At 68.1% G+C, this 15,506-nt stretch carries 11 protein-coding genes; 3 read left to right on the plus strand and 8 right to left on the minus strand.

Going from position 1 to position 15,506, the window contains the following annotated elements; translation table 11 throughout:
- The first annotated feature begins 115 nt into the window (after nucleotides 1-115).
- A complete protein-coding gene (locus DEW08_RS13880; protein WP_109328026.1) occupies nucleotides 116-3,613 on the plus strand; it encodes an indolepyruvate ferredoxin oxidoreductase family protein in 3,498 nt (1,165 codons plus the stop codon).
- A 368-nt stretch (nucleotides 3,614-3,981) separates the two neighbouring features.
- Here the strand turns inward: DEW08_RS13880 and der are convergent, their stop codons facing one another.
- The 4 genes from der to DEW08_RS13900 all read right to left on the minus strand — a co-directional run bounded on the left by der (nucleotide 3,982) and on the right by DEW08_RS13900 (nucleotide 8,333).
- Entirely contained in the window at nucleotides 3,982-5,388 is a 1,407-nt protein-coding gene (gene der, locus DEW08_RS13885; protein WP_109328028.1) for a ribosome biogenesis GTPase Der, read from the minus strand.
- 53 nt (nucleotides 5,389-5,441) lie between these two features.
- On the minus strand, nucleotides 5,442-6,800 hold the full coding sequence (locus tag DEW08_RS13890; RefSeq protein WP_109328030.1) for an outer membrane protein assembly factor BamB family protein: 1,359 nt from the start codon (nucleotides 6,798-6,800) through the stop codon (nucleotides 5,442-5,444).
- Nucleotides 6,800-7,444, minus strand: coding sequence for a tetratricopeptide repeat protein (locus tag DEW08_RS13895; protein ID WP_109328032.1), 645 nt, complete (start codon nucleotides 7,442-7,444; stop codon nucleotides 6,800-6,802). The genes DEW08_RS13890 and DEW08_RS13895 overlap by 1 nt, the downstream gene beginning before the upstream one ends.
- 247 nt (nucleotides 7,445-7,691) lie before the next feature.
- The gene (locus tag DEW08_RS13900) at nucleotides 7,692-8,333 is read right to left on the minus strand and encodes a response regulator transcription factor (protein WP_109328034.1); all 642 of its coding nucleotides are present in this window, start codon (nucleotides 8,331-8,333) and stop codon (nucleotides 7,692-7,694) included.
- A gap of 969 nt (nucleotides 8,334-9,302) precedes the next feature.
- Here DEW08_RS13900 and DEW08_RS13905 point away from each other — a divergent pair.
- Nucleotides 9,303-9,977 carry a response regulator transcription factor gene (locus DEW08_RS13905; protein WP_109328036.1) on the plus strand — a complete coding sequence of 225 codons (675 nt, stop codon included), beginning with the start codon at nucleotides 9,303-9,305 and terminating at the stop codon, nucleotides 9,975-9,977.
- Between the two features lie 303 nt (nucleotides 9,978-10,280).
- On the opposite strand, the gene DEW08_RS13910 is transcribed toward DEW08_RS13905, so the two are convergent.
- A complete protein-coding gene (locus tag DEW08_RS13910) occupies nucleotides 10,281-10,973 on the minus strand; it encodes a LuxR C-terminal-related transcriptional regulator (RefSeq protein ID WP_109328038.1) in 693 nt (230 codons plus the stop codon).
- Nucleotides 10,974-11,532: 559 nt separating this feature from the next.
- On the opposite strand from DEW08_RS13910, the gene DEW08_RS31200 reads away from it, so the two are divergent.
- Nucleotides 11,533-11,709, plus strand: a complete 177-nt coding sequence (locus DEW08_RS31200) for a hypothetical protein (protein WP_168220363.1) — start codon at nucleotides 11,533-11,535, stop codon at nucleotides 11,707-11,709.
- A 143-nt stretch (nucleotides 11,710-11,852) separates the two neighbouring features.
- Here the strand turns inward: DEW08_RS31200 and DEW08_RS13915 are convergent, their stop codons facing one another.
- From DEW08_RS13915 to DEW08_RS13925, 3 genes are all read right to left on the minus strand, one after another.
- Nucleotides 11,853-12,848, minus strand: a complete 996-nt coding sequence (locus DEW08_RS13915; protein WP_211107133.1) for a group II intron reverse transcriptase/maturase — start codon at nucleotides 12,846-12,848, stop codon at nucleotides 11,853-11,855.
- Nucleotides 12,845-13,006, minus strand: a complete 162-nt coding sequence (locus DEW08_RS31700) for a hypothetical protein (protein ID WP_211107135.1) — start codon at nucleotides 13,004-13,006, stop codon at nucleotides 12,845-12,847. The genes DEW08_RS13915 and DEW08_RS31700 overlap by 4 nt, the downstream gene beginning before the upstream one ends.
- Before the next feature lie 662 nt (nucleotides 13,007-13,668).
- Nucleotides 13,669-15,312 (minus strand): ATP-binding protein, encoded by a 1,644-nt coding sequence (locus DEW08_RS13925; protein ID WP_245986247.1) that lies wholly within the window; start codon nucleotides 15,310-15,312, stop codon nucleotides 13,669-13,671.
- Nucleotides 15,313-15,506 lie beyond the last annotated feature (194 nt).

Consider the following 15,506-nt stretch of genomic DNA (forward strand, 5'->3'; position numbering starts at 1 on the left):
CATACGACAGCCTTCATTACCTTTTCGCCCATCCAACAAAGCAGCGGCCAGCGGTCGAATCCTGGCCGGCCATGCCGCAAGATCGTCGGCGCCCCGCAAGGGAGGGAAAGGTACAATGGCTCTCGCAACCGTCTCACTCGACGACAAATACGCCCTGGAACAGGGGCGCGTGTACCTGACCGGCACCCAGGCGCTGGTCCGCCTGCCGATGATGCAGCGGCAGCGCGACCTGGCCGCCGGGCTGAACACCGGCTGCTTCATCTCCGGCTACCGCGGCTCGCCGCTGGGCGGGTTCGACCAGAATCTGTGGAATGCCCGAAAGTTCCTGGAGAAGAACCATATCCGCTTCCAGCCCGGCGTGAACGAGGAGCTGGGCGCCACCGCGGTGTGGGGCAGCCAGCAGGTCGGCATGTTCCCCGGCGCCAGGTATGACGGCGTCTTCGCCATGTGGTACGGCAAGGGGCCGGGCGTCGACCGGTCCGGCGACGTGTTCAAGCACGCCAATGCCGCCGGCACCTCCAGGAACGGCGGCGTGCTGGTCCTGACCGGCGACGACCACAACGCCAAGTCCTCCACCTTCCCGCACCAGTCCGAGCATGCCTTCATGCATGCCATGATCCCGGTCCTGAACCCGTCGGGGGTGCAGGAGATCCTGGACTATGGCCTTATCGGCTGGGCGATGAGCCGCTATTCGGGCTGCTGGATCGCCATGAAGACGATCGCCGAGACGGTGGACACCTCGGCGTCCGTGTACATCGACCCGCACCGCGTCTCCCCCCTCGCCCCGACCGACTTCCCGATCCCGCAGGGGGGCCTGAACATCCGCTGGCCCGACCCGCCGCTGGAGCAGGAATACCGGCTGATGAAGCACAAGCTGTACGCCGCCCTGGCGTTCGCGCGTGCCAACAAGCTCGACAAGGTGATGCTGGAGAGCGCACGGCCGCGCTTCGGCATCGTGACCACCGGCAAGAGCTACCTGGACGTCCGCCAGGCCTTCGACGAGCTGGGCATCACCGAGGAGATGGCCGCCGACTGGGGCATCACCGTCTACAAGGTCGGCATGCCCTGGCCGCTGGAGCGGGACGGCGTGCGCCACTTCGCCGAGGGCCTCGAGGAGATCGTCGTCGTCGAGGAGAAGCGCGCGGTCATCGAGAACCAGCTCAAGGAGCAGCTCTACAACTGGCACCCCGACGTCCGCCCGCGCGTGGTCGGCAAGTTCGACGAGGAGGGCGAGTGGATCCTGCCCTCCGCCGGCGAGCTGTCGCCCGCCCAGATCGCCGTGGTCATCGGCCGCCGGCTGGAGCGTTTCGTCGACAACGAGAACCTCAAGCGCCGCGTCGCCTTCCTCGACGCGCAGGAGAGGCAGAAGGCCCATCAGGCCCGCGTCATCCGCAAGCCGACCTTCTGCTCCGGCTGCCCGCACAACACCTCCACGGTCGTCCCGGACGGCTCGCGCGCGCTGGGCGGCATCGGCTGCCACTACATGGCGACCTGGCTGGACCGCAAGACCGACACCTTCACCCAGATGGGCGGCGAGGGCGTGCCGTGGGTCGGCCAGGCGGCCTTCACCGAGGAACAGCACATCTTCGCCAACCTCGGCGACGGCACCTACTACCACTCCGGCATCCTGGCGATCCGGCAGGCCATCGCGGCCAAGGTGAACATCACCTACAAGATCCTGTTCAACGACGCGGTCGCCATGACCGGCGGCCAGCCGGTGGACGGCACGCTGACCGTCCAGTCGCTCGCCGCCCAGCTCCGCGCCGAGGGGGTGCAGCGCATCGTCGTCGTCTCCGACGAGCCGGAGAAGTACGGCGTCGGCTCCGGCCTGCCGCAGTACACCACCGTCGAGCACCGCGACGACCTGGACCGCGTGCAGAAGGAGATGCGCGAGGTCGGCGGCGTCAGCGTCCTGATCTACGACCAGACCTGCGCCACCGAGAAGCGCCGCCGCCGCAAGCGCGGCAAGATGGTCGACCCGGCCAGGCGGGTGGTCATCAACGAGCTGGTCTGCGAGGGCTGCGGCGACTGCTCGGCCAAGTCCTCCTGCGTCTCCGTCGTCCCGCTGGAGACCGAGTTCGGCCGCAAGCGGCAGATCGACCAGTCCTCCTGCAACAAGGACTATTCCTGCACCAAGGGCTTCTGCCCCAGCTTCGTGACCGTCGAGGGCGGCCAGCTCCGCAAGCCCAAGCCCGCCGCCAAGGCGGTGGACTCGGCCCCGCTTCCCGCCCCGGCCCTGCCGGCGCTGGACGGCAAGCCGTGGAGCATCTACGTCACCGGCGTCGGCGGCACCGGCGTCGTCACCATCGGCGCCCTGATCGGCATGGCCGCCCATATCGAGGGCAAGGGCGTCGGCGTGCTCGACATGACCGGCCTCGCCCAGAAGGGCGGCGCCGTCACCAGCCACATCCGCATCGCCCCCACCCCGGAGGACATCCACTCCGTCCGCATCGCCGCCGGCGGCGCCGACGCGGTCCTGGGCTGCGACATCGTCGTGGCGGCGGCCGGCGACGGCCTGTCGAAGATGACCGCCGGCCGCACCCGCGCCATCATCAACACCCACGACACCATCACCGCCGACTTCATCAAGAAGCCGGACATGGTGATCCCGGTCCGCGACCTGGTCGGCGACATCCGCAAGGCCTGCGGCGGCGACCAGTCGGTGGATGCCTTCGACGCCACCCGCCTCGCCACCGCGCTGCTCGGCGACAGCATCTACGCCAACCCCTTCCTGATGGGCTACGCTTGGCAGAAGGGCCTGATCCCGCTGTCCGAGGACGCCATCCTGAAGGCGATCGAGCTGAACGGCGTGTCGGTCAGGCTGAACAGCGACGCCTTCCAGTGGGGCCGCCGCGCCGCCGTCGACCTCGCCGCCGTGGAGGCCCTCGCGGCCCCCGCCCCGGTGGCGCAGGACGGCAGCTTCATCATCGACCAGCGCCGCCCCTCCCAGAGCCTGGACGAGATCATCGAGCGCCGCACCCGCTTCCTGACCGACTATCAGGATGCCGCCTACGCCGCCCGCTATCACGCCCTGGTCGACTGGACCCGCCGGATCGAGCAGCAGAAGGTGCCCGGCTCCACCGCCCTGACCGAGGCGGTCGCCCGCGCCCACTTCAAGCTGATGGCCTACAAGGACGAGTACGAGGTCGCCCGCCTCTACACCGACACCGGCTTCGTCGAAAACGTCGCCAGGATGTTCGAGGGCGACTGGAAACTGACCTTCCACATGGCCCCCCCGGTGATGGGCGAGACCGACGAGACCGGCGGCGAGCCCAGGAAGAAGACCTTCGGCCCGTGGATGCTGCGGTTCCTGAAGATCCTCGCCAAGGGCAAGCGCCTGCGCGGCACCGCCCTCGACCCGTTCGGCCGCCTCGCCGAGCGCAAGCTGGAACGCCGCCTGATCGAGGAGTACGAGGGCGTCATGGGCGAGGTGCTCCACACCCTGACCCGCGACAACCACGCGCTGGCCGTCGAGATCGCCGGCCTGCCCATGGAGATGCGCGGCTACGGCCACATCAAGACCCGCAACGTCGAGGCGGCCAAGGCGAAGGAGGCGAAGCTCCTCCAGGCCTACCGCCAGCCGGCCCGGCCGCAGCCGATGGCGGCGGAGTAACGGCGGGAGCAGCGGGGTGCGGGAGGCGTCGCCTCCCGCGCTCTCCACCGAGGGCCGAAGGACCCTCGGCCCCCGCTACGGGAAAGGCGCCGTTCAGCGTGTTGTGCAGTGCGTTTCTGCCGCACAATACGGTGGAGGGCGCTTTTTGCTTTTTACAGCAATGACTTGATCGCAACCGTATGCCAGCGGATGTTGTGCATCGGATGCACAATCCGGGCGATGGGTGCGGGCCAGACGACCGGGCAAACGAAAGGCGCCGCTCCCACGGGGGAAACGGCGCCTGTCGACCGGGACATGTGACCGTAAGCGCGCCCAGGCGTCAACCACCGCCTGCAACGCCGCACCGTGGTTCAGTCGTCGGCGACCGATCAGTCGTCGGCGAACGGGTTCTTGCCCTTGCGCAGCAGCAGGCGCAACGGCACGCCCGGCAGGTCGAAGGTCTCGCGCAGGTCGGCGATGAGATAGCGCTGGTAGGACTCCGGCAGATCCAGCGGCTTGTTCACGAACAGCGCGAGGGTCGGCGGCCGGGTCTTCACCTGGGTCATGTAGCGGATCTTCAGGCGGCGCCCTTCGATCAGCGGCGGCGGATGATGGTCCAGCACGCCCTCCAGCCAGCGGTTGAGCTGGGAGGTCGGGATGCGGCGGTTCCACACCGTGTAGGTCGCCAGCACGGCGTCGAGCAGCGTGTCGAGCTTCTGCCCCTTCAGGGCGGAGATCGTCACCACCTTGACGCCCTTGATGTAGCCGAGCGCCGCTTCCAGCTTGTCCTCGACCTGCTTCAGCGCCAGGGCGCGGTTCTCCACCGCGTCCCACTTGTTCACCGCGATGACCAGCGAGCGCCCCTCGCTGATCACCATGCGGGCGATGGTCAGGTCCTGCTTGTCCAGGATCTGGCCGGCATCGACCACCAGGATCACGACGTTCGCCATGCGGATGACGCGCAGGGCGTCGGCCACCGCCAGCTTCTCCACCTTCTCGTCGACACGGGCGCGGCGGCGCATGCCGGCGGTGTCGACCAGCTTGAACCGGCGGTCGCGCCAGGTCCAGTCCACGCTGATGGCGTCGCGCGTCATGCCGGCCTCCGGGCCGGTCAGCACCCGCTCTTCCCCAACGAGGCTGTTGAGCAGCGTCGACTTGCCGACGTTCGGCCGCCCGACGATGGCGATCTGGATCGGCTTGGCCTTGTCCTCCTCCGGCTCCGGCTGGTCGCCGATGGGGATCTCGTCCTCCTCGGAGCCGATGGAGCCGGCGGCGGCCTGCGCCTCGGCGTCCGCGTCGTCCTCCTTCGCGTAGGGCATCAGGGCCTGGACGAGGTCGGCCATGCCCTCGCCATGCTCGGCGGAGATGGCGAGCGGTTCGCCGAGGCCGAGCTCAAACGCCTCGTACAGCCCGGGCATGCCCGCCTTGCCTTCCGCCTTGTTGGCGACCAGCACGACCGGGGTCCGGCCCTTGCGCAGCAGGTTGGCGAAATGGCGGTCGAGCGGCGTCACGCCGGCCCGCGCGTCGATGATGAACAGGGCGACGTCGGCCCGGTCCAGCGCCCGTTCGGTCTGGCGGCGCATCCGCGCCTCCAGGCTGTCGTCGCTCACATCCTCAAGCCCCGCGGTATCCACCACGGTGAAGGACAGGCCGCCGACATGGCCGGGCGCCGCCCGCCAGTCGCGCGTCACGCCCGGCGTGTCGTCGACCAGCGCCAGCTTCTTGCCGGCAAGACGGTTGAACAGGGTCGATTTGCCGACGTTCGGCCGACCGACGAGCACCACAGTGAAGGACATGGGGCCGGAGGCCTCTCAAAGGTAATCAAAAGGTCTGCGCGCCGGGGCGCCGGTCACCGGTAGGCGACCAGCGTCCCATTGTCGCACAGGACATATAGAGTGTTGTTCGCGACCACCGGAGACAAGTAGCCGGCGTCCGGCAACTGGCGCGTGACCTGCACCGATCCGTCCGCCGGCGACAGGCCGAGCAGCCGGCCGTCCGACCCGGCGACCCACAGCCGGCCGCCGGCCAGCACCGGGCCGGCCCAGACGATCGGGCCGGTGCGGTCCTCCGGATCCTTGAAGCGGTCGAGAGGCGCCACCCAGCGCACCCGGCCGCTCTGCCGTTCGACCGCCACCATCTCGGCGTCGGTCGTCACGACGAACAGATGGTCGCCGGCCACCCACGGGGTCTGCACGCCGCCGACGTCGCTTTCCCACAGACGGTTGCCGATCCGCTCGTCCACCGCGACCATGCGGCCGGAATGGCTGATGGCATAGACCATGTTGCGGTCCATCACCGGCAGGCCGACGATGTCGGCCAGACTGTTCAGCGCGCCGCTGCGGCGAACCGCCGCAAGGCTCTCCTGCCAGGATACCCGGCCGTTCTCCGGCCGCAGTCCATACAGCTCGCCCGAGGAATAGGGGGCGACCACCAGCGTGTTGGTGGCGGCCGGGCTGCTGCTGGCCAACAGGCCGGCGGTCTCCAGGATGCCCTGGTGCGACCACTGCACCGTCCCGTCCGACGTGGACAGGGCGACGAGCTGGTTGTCGATCGTCAGGACGAACAGGCGCCCGTTGAGCACGGTCGGCGCGCCGCGGACCGGGCCGGGGATGCGCTTGCGCCACTGGACATTGCCCGAGGCGGGATCGAGCGCCAGCACCTCGGCGAAGCCGGTGGCGGCGAAGACGCGCCCCTCGGCATAGGCGACGCCGCCGCCGGTGGCGGCGCCGCGCTCGCTCTCCGGCTTGGTCTCGACACGCCAGACGGTGCGGCCGCTGCCGGCGTCGAGCGCCGTGACGTTCGCCTCCGAGTCCATGGCGAAGACGCGGCCGTCGGCGACCACCGGCGGGCTGAGCAGGCGGCGGCCGCTGCCGGAGCCGCGGCCGACGTCGCCGCGCCACGCCTCGGCCGGGGAGGCCGACAGGGCGAGATGGCCGAGCGCGTGGTCCGGCGTGCCACCGGGCTGCGCCCAGGCCGGGTTGGTGACCGGCGCCGGCAGCAGGACGGGGTTGGCGGCGATGCGCGGATCGGCCTCGACCTTGCGCTCGCGCGTCAGCACGGAGACCCGCTTGCCCGGCAGGGGCGGATCGGGCGTCTTGCCGAGCCAGCCGTCGATCGTTTCGCAGCCGCCGAGCAGGAGGGCCAGCAGCGAGGCGGACAGGAGAGCGGTGCGGCGCAGGGACCGCTTGCTGGACAATGTGCGGGTCATCAGGTCTTGCCGTAGAGGGCGGCGAGGTCCGTCGCGCGCGAGCGGACACCCGCCGGCGCCGCCGAATCGTCGGCCAGTTGCTGGAAGAGGGTGCGCGCCCGCTCCTTGTCGCCGCTGCGCACGGCGAGCACGGCGGTCATCTCGCGGGCGGTGAAGCGCCAGGGACTGCTGTCGGCGGTCAGCGGCTGCAGCTTCGCCTGGAGCTGGGCCGGCTCGCCCGTCTCCATCCGCTGCATGGTGCCGAGAAGCGTGGCGAGGTCACGGTAGACGGCGTCGACCGAACCGTTGGCGGCGATGCCGTCATAGACGGCGGCGGCGTCGGCCGGCTTGCCCTGGCGGACCAGCAGGGCGGCGGCGTTGAACTGCGCCAGCGCGGCCATGCGCGGATCCGCCTTGCCGGCGAAGGCGCTCAGCGCCTCCACCCCCTTCTCCGGACCCTGGGCGGTCTGCGAGATGGCGGTGACGAGGGCGGCCGTCTCCTGCTCGTGGCGGGACTGCTGCCAGTTGCGCCAGGCGGTATAGCCGCCGGTGCCGGCCACCAGGGCGATCGCGGCGGCGGCCATGTAGACGCCATAGCGCTTGAACAGCCGCTCGGCCCGGTCCCGGCGCAGATCCTCATCGACTTCGCGGAAAATATCGCTCATGGCCCTGCGGTGGCGTCCTTCGGGTTTCGGCTTCGGATTTCGACAAAGGGCCGGATAGCACTGGTATCCCGGCCGGTCAAGGTTCTGGTCCTGCCGGACGGAGGGACGAAGCGGTGCCGGCCGGACAAAAAGGAAGCGCCGCGAAGGGGATGGACCTTCGCGGCGCCGCCCGGTGCGCTTCCCGAAATCTTCCGCCGGTTCCCCCGAACGTCCCGGTCCTGCGGGCGGGGCCGGCGGTTGCCCTGCCTCAGGCGCTCATCGCCGCGGCGGCGATGACGGCCTGGGTGCGGTTCTTGACGCCCAGCGACTTGAAGATCGCGGTGACGTGGATCTTCACGGTGCCTTCCGACAGGCCCAGCTCGTAGGCGATCTGCTTGTTGGACTTGCCGAGGCGCAGGCATTCCAGCACCTCGCGCTGGCGCTGCGTCAGGCCGTAGCCGGCGCCGCGGTCGACCACCTCGATCTGGCGGCGGCGGGGGGCGGCCTCGGCCGTGGCGGCGGTCAGCGCGCCCGGCGGGACATAGATGCCGCCCGAGAAGACGAGGTTGAGCGCGCCCATCATGACCTTGACGCTGCTCGACTTCGGAATGTAGCCGGTGGCGCCGTGATCGAGCGCGCCGCGGATGTCGGACAGGGTCTCCGACGCGGAGATGATCACGACCGGCACGCCCGGCTGCTGCGCCTGCACCTGGTGCAACCCGTCGAAGCCCGGCCAGCCCGGCATGTGCAGGTCCATCAGGACGACGTCGAAGCCGCCCTTGCGGCACTGCTCGACCAGCTCGTCGAAGGTCCCCGCCTCCACGAAGGTGGCGTCGGTGTGGAGCTGCTCCAGCAGCCGCCGCAGGCCCTCACGGAACAGCAGATGGTCGTCCCCGATCAGAATCTTCATGGTCCCCGTCACCCTCGTTTGCCGGCCTGCCGATCGCGAAGCGGACCGGCCTTCCGCCTGCCTGCCCCCGGTCGCCAGGACTTTTGCCCCTCGAGACAAGATCGATCGATCTTCCGGCGGTTGATCTTCCGGGCGACCCCCGCGGTGCCGGGACCAACCTGCCAAATCGATTTGGCTTGATCAGACAGGTACCACATTCGGAAGACGCCCAGTATACCGACAAGGGCCATAGGTCATTCGCCTTCGCACGATCCCCCGGCATTCCCCCTCGGTCAGAGAGAGACAATAGAGCCCTGGCCGAATGTCATAGGGGACGTCGCTAAAGGCAAGGCGATGTCACGTCTTTGTCGCTCGCCGGGTGGGACGACTACTGTCCGCGCCCGGCCAGGGCCGGCAGATTTTCGCGGAACAACCGGGCGGCTTCTTTTGTTTCTGATCTGAAACAGGCCATTAACCCATATTTGGGCTAGCGAAGCCCTGCGAGGCCTAGCCCACACATGTCGAAAGGACAGATGTACCAAAGCGCGTTCGTCTGTGACCCGTTCAGCACACCACATTCCAGAGGTGTTACCGTACAGAGACGGCAAAACGCCGATGTGGTGCGCTTGACGCCCTCGTGAGGTGCGCTTGACGCTCTCGGTGGATAATCTATCGTTTGATTTACGGGATGCGTCTTCAATTTCTAAAATTATTCCAGCCTTGTCAAGTTTTTTTCCACTTTTAGAGAATATGTCCAGGGAATTCGATGGAATGACGCAGCGAATTGGTCCGAAGCGGATTGTACCGGGACGATGGATTTCAGCGTGCCGATCCTCCTCATCGCACAGGCGGCCCCGGCGCCCGGTGGGCGCGGAAGCCCGGATCGGGCCGGCCGTGGATGCCTCCTCCAGACAGAGCTGACCCATGCAAACGCACCATGAGTACGCCCAAGAGAAAGCATCTCACCAGACCCGCAACGCGGTGAACCCCATGCATGTTTGCCTGATCCTCGACAACAACGCCCTGACGGAGACCGTGGTTCAGGCGCTCGATCGAGCGGGCCGGCATCGCGTCACCGTGTTGCACGACATTACGGAACTGACGCAGAGCACGCTGACGCCGGACGCCATCCTGATCGGACTGCAGCAGTTCACCGCATTGCGCGAGAACGAGCCGATGGTCTATCTGCGGTTGTCGCGCCGCTCGCGGATCGTGGTGGTGCTCTCCTCGCGGGAACTGCTGGACGCCGCGCACATCCTGGCCTTCGCCGACGCCTGGGTGTTCGAGGACATCAACGTCGACCGGATCAACGAACTGCTGGACCTGGGGCTGGAGGGCCATTGCCTGATGCCCAAGCAGTTCCTTTCGCGGCTCGGCGTCGACGAGATCAGGCTGACCCTGCTGCCGCGCCTGTCGGAGCCGGAGTTCGAGACGCTGCGCCTGCTGGGCCAGGGAATGAACAACCGCACGATCGCCAACACGCTCGGCCTGTCGGAGGCGGTCATCAAGTCGATGGTCCGCAGCGTGCTGTCCAAGCTGCACTTCCGCAACCGGACCGAGGCCGGCGTGTTCGCCGCCCGCCAGCAGGGCGCCCTGCAGCCGGCCCGCGACGGCCTGATTCCGCCGCACCTGCACGCCGCGCAGCAGCACCGCGCCCGGGCCTGACCGCCCCCGCGGACGTCCGGCCGCGTCCGCCGCACACCCGCTCCGGTCATACCGCCGGACCGGGGCGTGCAGGCATGTCGGCGCCTCGAGGGGGAATGACGGGGGTCAGGAGCCGGGCTGCGCCGGCGCATGCGAAAGCGCCGAGCGGAACCGAATCCCGCTCGCTCGCGTCATCGCGGAAGGTGGTGTCAAAGGAGAAGCAAGGTCCGGCAGGGAGGGAGCCGCGCGTCGGCGGCCCCGCGATCCTGGTCCGGTTCTGTCGTATGGCGTTCCGTCAGAGGAGCGCCGGAGTTGCAAAGACCTTTACTGGTGCGCCGCCGCCGCCGCGACTGCGCCGGAGCCGGCCAGCTCGCCGCCGATGCCGTTGTTGAGCGCCCAGATGGCAGCCTGGGTGCGGTTCGAGGCGTTGATCTTGCGCAGCAGGCTCTTCAGGTGAACCTTGACCGTCGCTTCGGTGATGTTCAGGTGGTTGGCGATCATCTTGTTGCTGTCGCCGTTCAGCAGGCAGCGCAGGATCTGTACTTCGCGCTGCGACAGCCCCTTGCGCGACACCGGGACGTCGGCCCCGTTGCCGTTCACCCGGCCGGAGATCAGCAGGGCCGCGAGGTGGGTCGGGAACACCTTCTCGCCCATCATCACCAGCTTCAGCGACTGGGCCAGGGCGTCGGAGGACAGATCCTTCATCAGGTAGCCGTCGGCGCCGGCCTCGAGCGCGTTGGCCAGGCGGCGGGTGCAGAGATCGCTGGTCAGGATGACCATGCGGGTCTCCGGCAGCAGGGCGCGCAGGCGCCGCATGCCGTCGGCCTCCTCGTCACCGCCATTCATCAGGTCGAGAAGAACGAGCTGCGGACGCAGGCCGTTCTCGACGGAGATCAACGCCTCGCGCAGGTTCCCGGCTTCGGCGACGATCTGGAAAGGCGAGTCGTCGAGAAGCCGCTTGAGCCCTTCACGGAACAGCTTATTGGAGTCGATCAGAAAAGCGCGCACAGTGTCCATCGTCAACTCCCGCGATTTTATCTAAAGTTATTTGGAAATTCCGGATCCCCGTTAGGGAAGCCGGTTATCCAAGGCGTTCGATCATGCACCCCATTGCGGCAATCATGTGCCGATATTTTGGGTGATGTTACCCATGTGTCGCGAACAACGTTACCACTCTCTGGTGTTAGCAAAAGAACGCATTGGGCATATGCGTAAAGCAGCTTTCCGCACTGTAGATCCTCGGGATCAATTAATGCACTCTTTTGCTTTGTCCGGTGGGATTAACTTCTATGTTAACCACCACCAATTTGGAACCCCTGACGCGCCTGCGGCGAAATAATGTCACAGAGTGTGCACGCGGATTGTGTGGCACCATAATCCAGCGGTCTTTTGTGCGCCGCAGCATGATCTGCCCAACCGTCCGCCATTGGGCCGGATGGAGAGGCCGGGAGGGCCGCCGCGGGTGGCGTCATAGGCCTTTTTCCGTATATCCGGCGGCACGCCGATGTTCCCTCCCCCTGGAAAAGCGGGAGGCGCCGTTCCTATCTGGTGTCGGCCGGAACGGGCGGGAGGGACCATGAGCACGTTGCAGATCACCGGGGCGGCGATGCTGGCCTATCTCCTGCTGCTGGCGCGCAGCGCGTGGAAGCAGGGGGAGATGCGGCAGTTCCTGCGCAGCCTCGCCGTCCTGGCCGTGCTGTGCGGAGCGATCGCCGGGACGGTCGCGGCGGCCATCGCGCTCGACACCCGCTGAGCCGCGGCGGCCGGCGCCGCGCGGGCGCAAGCTCACGCGCACAGACTGAGGCGCAATCGGCATAGGGTGCGACCCGAGAAGGTCGCACCCCTGCCACACCACCCGGCATGCGGGTCCGCACCGGGCGGTTCGGGGGATTGAGGTCATGCGAGCCTGGGCAGTCCGAGTTGGTCTGCCCATTTGATGGTGAGGACTGCATTGAGAAGCTTGCCGCTGTTGCCCCACCAGCGTCGGCCATTGGCCGCGATTCGTTGGGCGACGGCGGGCTTGGCCCCTCTGGCCGTCAGTTCCCGGAAGATGGTCTTCCCCCGCTTCCACTGCTTGAGCTGAATGGCCCGCAGCCGGTGGCGTATCCATTCGTCCAGCGTTCGCCGGACCTTTGGAGTTTGCGCCAGTCGGAAGTAGGCTTTCCAGCCCAGCAGGAAATCGCGCAGCCTCGCCACCACCGCGGCCATCGACCGTCCCGTCAGCCGGGGCGTCAGGTCGCGGATGTGGTCCTTGAACGCCGTGATCGCCTTGTCGGCGACCCTCCGCCTGACCTCTCCCTTCGGTCCGGCCCAGAAGGCATAGCCGAGGAATTTGCGGCCGAAGACGGGGGCCACGGCGCTCTTGGCTTCGTTCACCGTCAGGTGCAACCGGCCATGGAGGCGCCGCAGCAGGGCCATCACCCGCTCTCCCGCCCGACGCGACCGCACATGGACGTTGCAGTCGTCGGCGTAGCGGCAGAAGGCATGGCCCCGGCGTTCCAGTTCCTTGTCCACCTCGTCCAGGATCAGATTGGCCAGCAGCGGCGACAGCGGTCCCCCTTGCGGGGAACCCGTCCGACGCCGTGCGACCGCCCCATCGTCCTCCATGACGCCGGCATCCAGGTAGGCCCGCACCAGCCGGATGATGGCCGGGTCCGGGACCCTCTTGGACAGACGGTCGATCGGAAGGTCATGGTCGATCCGGTCGAAGAACTTCTCCAGGTCCACATCCACGACGATCCGCCGGCCGGACTGCACGAAGCTTTGCGCCGCAAGGACGGCGTCGTGCGCACTCCGGCCGGGACGGAAGCCGTAACTGTGGTCGCTGAAGCCGGGATCGAGGATCGGCTGGAGAACTTGCAGCATCGCCTGTTGGATCAGGCGGTCCGTCACCGGGGAATGCCGAGTGCGCGCTCGCCACCCCCAGGTTTCGGGATCATCACGCGACGCACCGGCTGCGGCCGGTACGTCCCCTCCCGCAGGCTGTCGCGGATCGCCGGCCAGCGGCTCTTCAGCAGTGCGGCGGTCTGGTCGATGTCCAGGCCGTCCACTCCCGCTGCACCCCCGTTGGCCCGCACCTTCCTCAACGCTCGCAGAAGGTTCTCTCGCGCCAGGACCGCATCCAGCAGCCCCGGCCCCATGGCGTCCGTGTCCCGGCGCGGGCGCTCGGCTTCGTCAAGACGGGCCTCCGGACGGGCTTCACCCGTCCTCCTCTCCCGCCTCCCGGATCGCTCCGGCATCTGACGCATGGCCTCACGCATCGTCGGGTGGACTCCATTCTCCCTCGTTCGGCCCTTCGGTCCGGCTCGCGCCTCGCCTACTATGGCCTCTGCTGACTTCCCGCTCCGGCTCGACGCCGTCGCCCTTTCAGGCGCAAGGCGGGATCTCCCCAGGTAAGAACGCGTTCCTTCGCTGCACGACCGCCGGATTTACGCCACCGACCCTTGGTCACAAGAGCTTCGCGGTTCCATGCCCGCTCGCCCTGGTCGGCACCGCCTCATATCCGGTTCTTGTTCATCGGCCCGCAGCTGCGATCCACGCTTCCTTCCCACGGTCGGTTGCCCTTCCGCAGTTGCGCTTCTCTTCGTTCGCCGTGACCAGCTTACGGAGGGACTTACACCCTCAAGAACGCGCTAATGCTGGGCGCACAAAGAAAAGGCCCTTCCCCGGGCGACGGCGAAGGGCCTTCGAGCGCCGGCAGGGCCGGGATGGATCAGATCTGCCCGCGCTCGTGCGCCTGACGCATAAGGACATATTGGCGCATCATCTGGTTACGGAAGCGGTAACGGGTGCGGCCCGGTTCCACCACCGCCGCCAGGACGGCGCCGTGATCCTCCCGCGTCAGGCGTTCCAGAAGGTCGCTCGTCACCGGTCCCGCCGTCTCCAGATCCTCCGGATCGAAGGTGCCGTAGGAGTCGGTCGGGCAGAGCGCGCAGGACAGCAGCATGTCCTCCAACTCCAGGCGCCGGTCGCCGGCCAGCGCGCGGGCATAGCCGTCGACGATGCCCCGCTCCGCCTCCTGCAGGCAGCGGGCGACCGCATAGGCCAGATCCTCCTGCTCCACCACGTTGCTGCCGCGGCTGACGGCGCTGCGCGCCGCGTGCAGGCAGAGGAGCTGGGCATAGTAGGGCAGCCCGCGCACGAACTCGGCGATGCGCTGCATGACGTCGGGAGCGAAGCTGATGCCGGCATTCTCCGCCCCGGCCTGGATCAGCCGGCCGATCTCCTGGTCGGTCATCAGCGGCAGATGGACCGGCACCAGCGAACGCTGGATCGACGGATGCTTGCCGAGGAGCTGGTCCAGGTTCTCCGCCACGCCGACCACCAGCATGGTCACCGGCGCCGCGCTGTCGGACAGGTTCTTGAACAGCTCCGCCAGCTTGTTGCGGAAGTCCTCGTCGGTGACGCGGTCGTACTCGTCGAGGATCAGCAGGACATGGGTGGCATGGATGCCCGAGAGGATCTCGTTCAGTTCGGTGACGCTGAAGCCGCCTTCCGGCAGAAGCTCGTTGAAGTTGGCGAAGCTGCGGCGCGCCGCGAAGGGGTTGTCGTGGGCCGAGCGGTAGTAGGTCGACGGGATCTTCTTCAGGAAATGACGGAAGATGTCCTCGAAGCTCAGCTCGCCGCTGCAGGTCAGCTTCAGGGCGAGGTAGCCGGCCTGGCCGGCGATCTTCTCGATGGCGTTGGCGACGGAGGTCTTGCCCCGGCCGCGGTCGCCGAAGAGGATGACGTGCGCCCGCTCCTCCTCGATGGCCGAGATGATGCGGCGCAGCGTGTCGGTGCGGCCGATGAAGAGGGAGTTGAGCTGCTGCTTCGGCCGCGTCGGCGTGAAGGCCTCGCGCAGAAGGCCGTTCAGCTCCGGCGTCAGCCCCTTCAGCATCGCCGGCGCGCCGACGGCACCCGGGCCGCGCAGGGCGCCGTTGACCGACATGGTGAAGCGCGGCAGTTCCGCCCCGCCGTCGTCGCCGGCCGCGCCCTGGGCGCCGCCCGGAGGCGGGAACATGCGGCTGCGGCGATCGCTGGTCGCGTCGGGGCGCAGGATGTCCGGTCCGCGCATCGGCGCCGGGTCGCCCCCGCCGTGCCCGCCCAGCCCCTGCCCACCCGGCCCCTGTCCACCCGGCCCCGTCATGCCGAGACCGGCGATCTCCGCCGGCCCGCCGACGGAACGCAGATGCGGCTGGCCGGCAGGTCTCCCGGCAGGCTGCATGCCCGGCCCGGCGAACCCGCCGAAGCCCGCGGCATCGGCCGGAGCGTTGCCGGGGATGCCGCCCGGGGCGTTGCCGGTCACCCCTCCCGCCATCGACACCCGCTCGTCCGCACCGGCGGCCGACCGCCGCTTCCGAAAGAAATTCCGCATTCCTGCCGTACCCCGAGCTGTCCGCGTTGACGGCGTCGCCTGTGTCCGGAGTCTTGCGATTCTACTCCGGGCGAGACGCGCACCCCGGATGTAAGCGATGGGAGTGCCGGATTGCGCTGGGATTCCGGATATCATACCGACGCAGCACTGCCCGTACGGAGGCCCCTTTCGGCGAAAACGGAGCCTCCGCGAAC

Origin of the sequence: Azospirillum thermophilum, from assembly GCF_003130795.1 — a bacterium.
Taxonomy (GTDB): Bacteria; Pseudomonadota; Alphaproteobacteria; order Azospirillales; family Azospirillaceae; genus Azospirillum; species Azospirillum thermophilum.

Excerpts from the sequence above, each read along its gene's own strand:
- DEW08_RS13880 (WP_109328026.1), top strand. The coding sequence starts at position 116 with ATGGCTCTCGCAACCGTCTCACTCGACGACAAATACGCCCTGGAACAG.
- DEW08_RS13895 (WP_109328032.1), bottom strand. The coding sequence starts at position 7,444 with ATGAGCGATATTTTCCGCGAAGTCGATGAGGATCTGCGCCGGGACCGG.
- DEW08_RS13925 (WP_245986247.1), bottom strand. The coding sequence starts at position 15,312 with ATGCGGAATTTCTTTCGGAAGCGGCGGTCGGCCGCCGGTGCGGACGAG.
- DEW08_RS31200 (WP_168220363.1), top strand. The coding sequence starts at position 11,533 with ATGAGCACGTTGCAGATCACCGGGGCGGCGATGCTGGCCTATCTCCTG.
- DEW08_RS13910 (WP_109328038.1), bottom strand. The coding sequence starts at position 10,973 with ATGGACACTGTGCGCGCTTTTCTGATCGACTCCAATAAGCTGTTCCGT.
- DEW08_RS13900 (WP_109328034.1), bottom strand. The coding sequence starts at position 8,333 with ATGAAGATTCTGATCGGGGACGACCATCTGCTGTTCCGTGAGGGCCTG.
- DEW08_RS13905 (WP_109328036.1), top strand. The coding sequence starts at position 9,303 with ATGCATGTTTGCCTGATCCTCGACAACAACGCCCTGACGGAGACCGTG.
- DEW08_RS13890 (WP_109328030.1), bottom strand. The coding sequence starts at position 6,800 with ATGACCCGCACATTGTCCAGCAAGCGGTCCCTGCGCCGCACCGCTCTC.
- der (WP_109328028.1), bottom strand. The coding sequence starts at position 5,388 with ATGTCCTTCACTGTGGTGCTCGTCGGTCGGCCGAACGTCGGCAAATCG.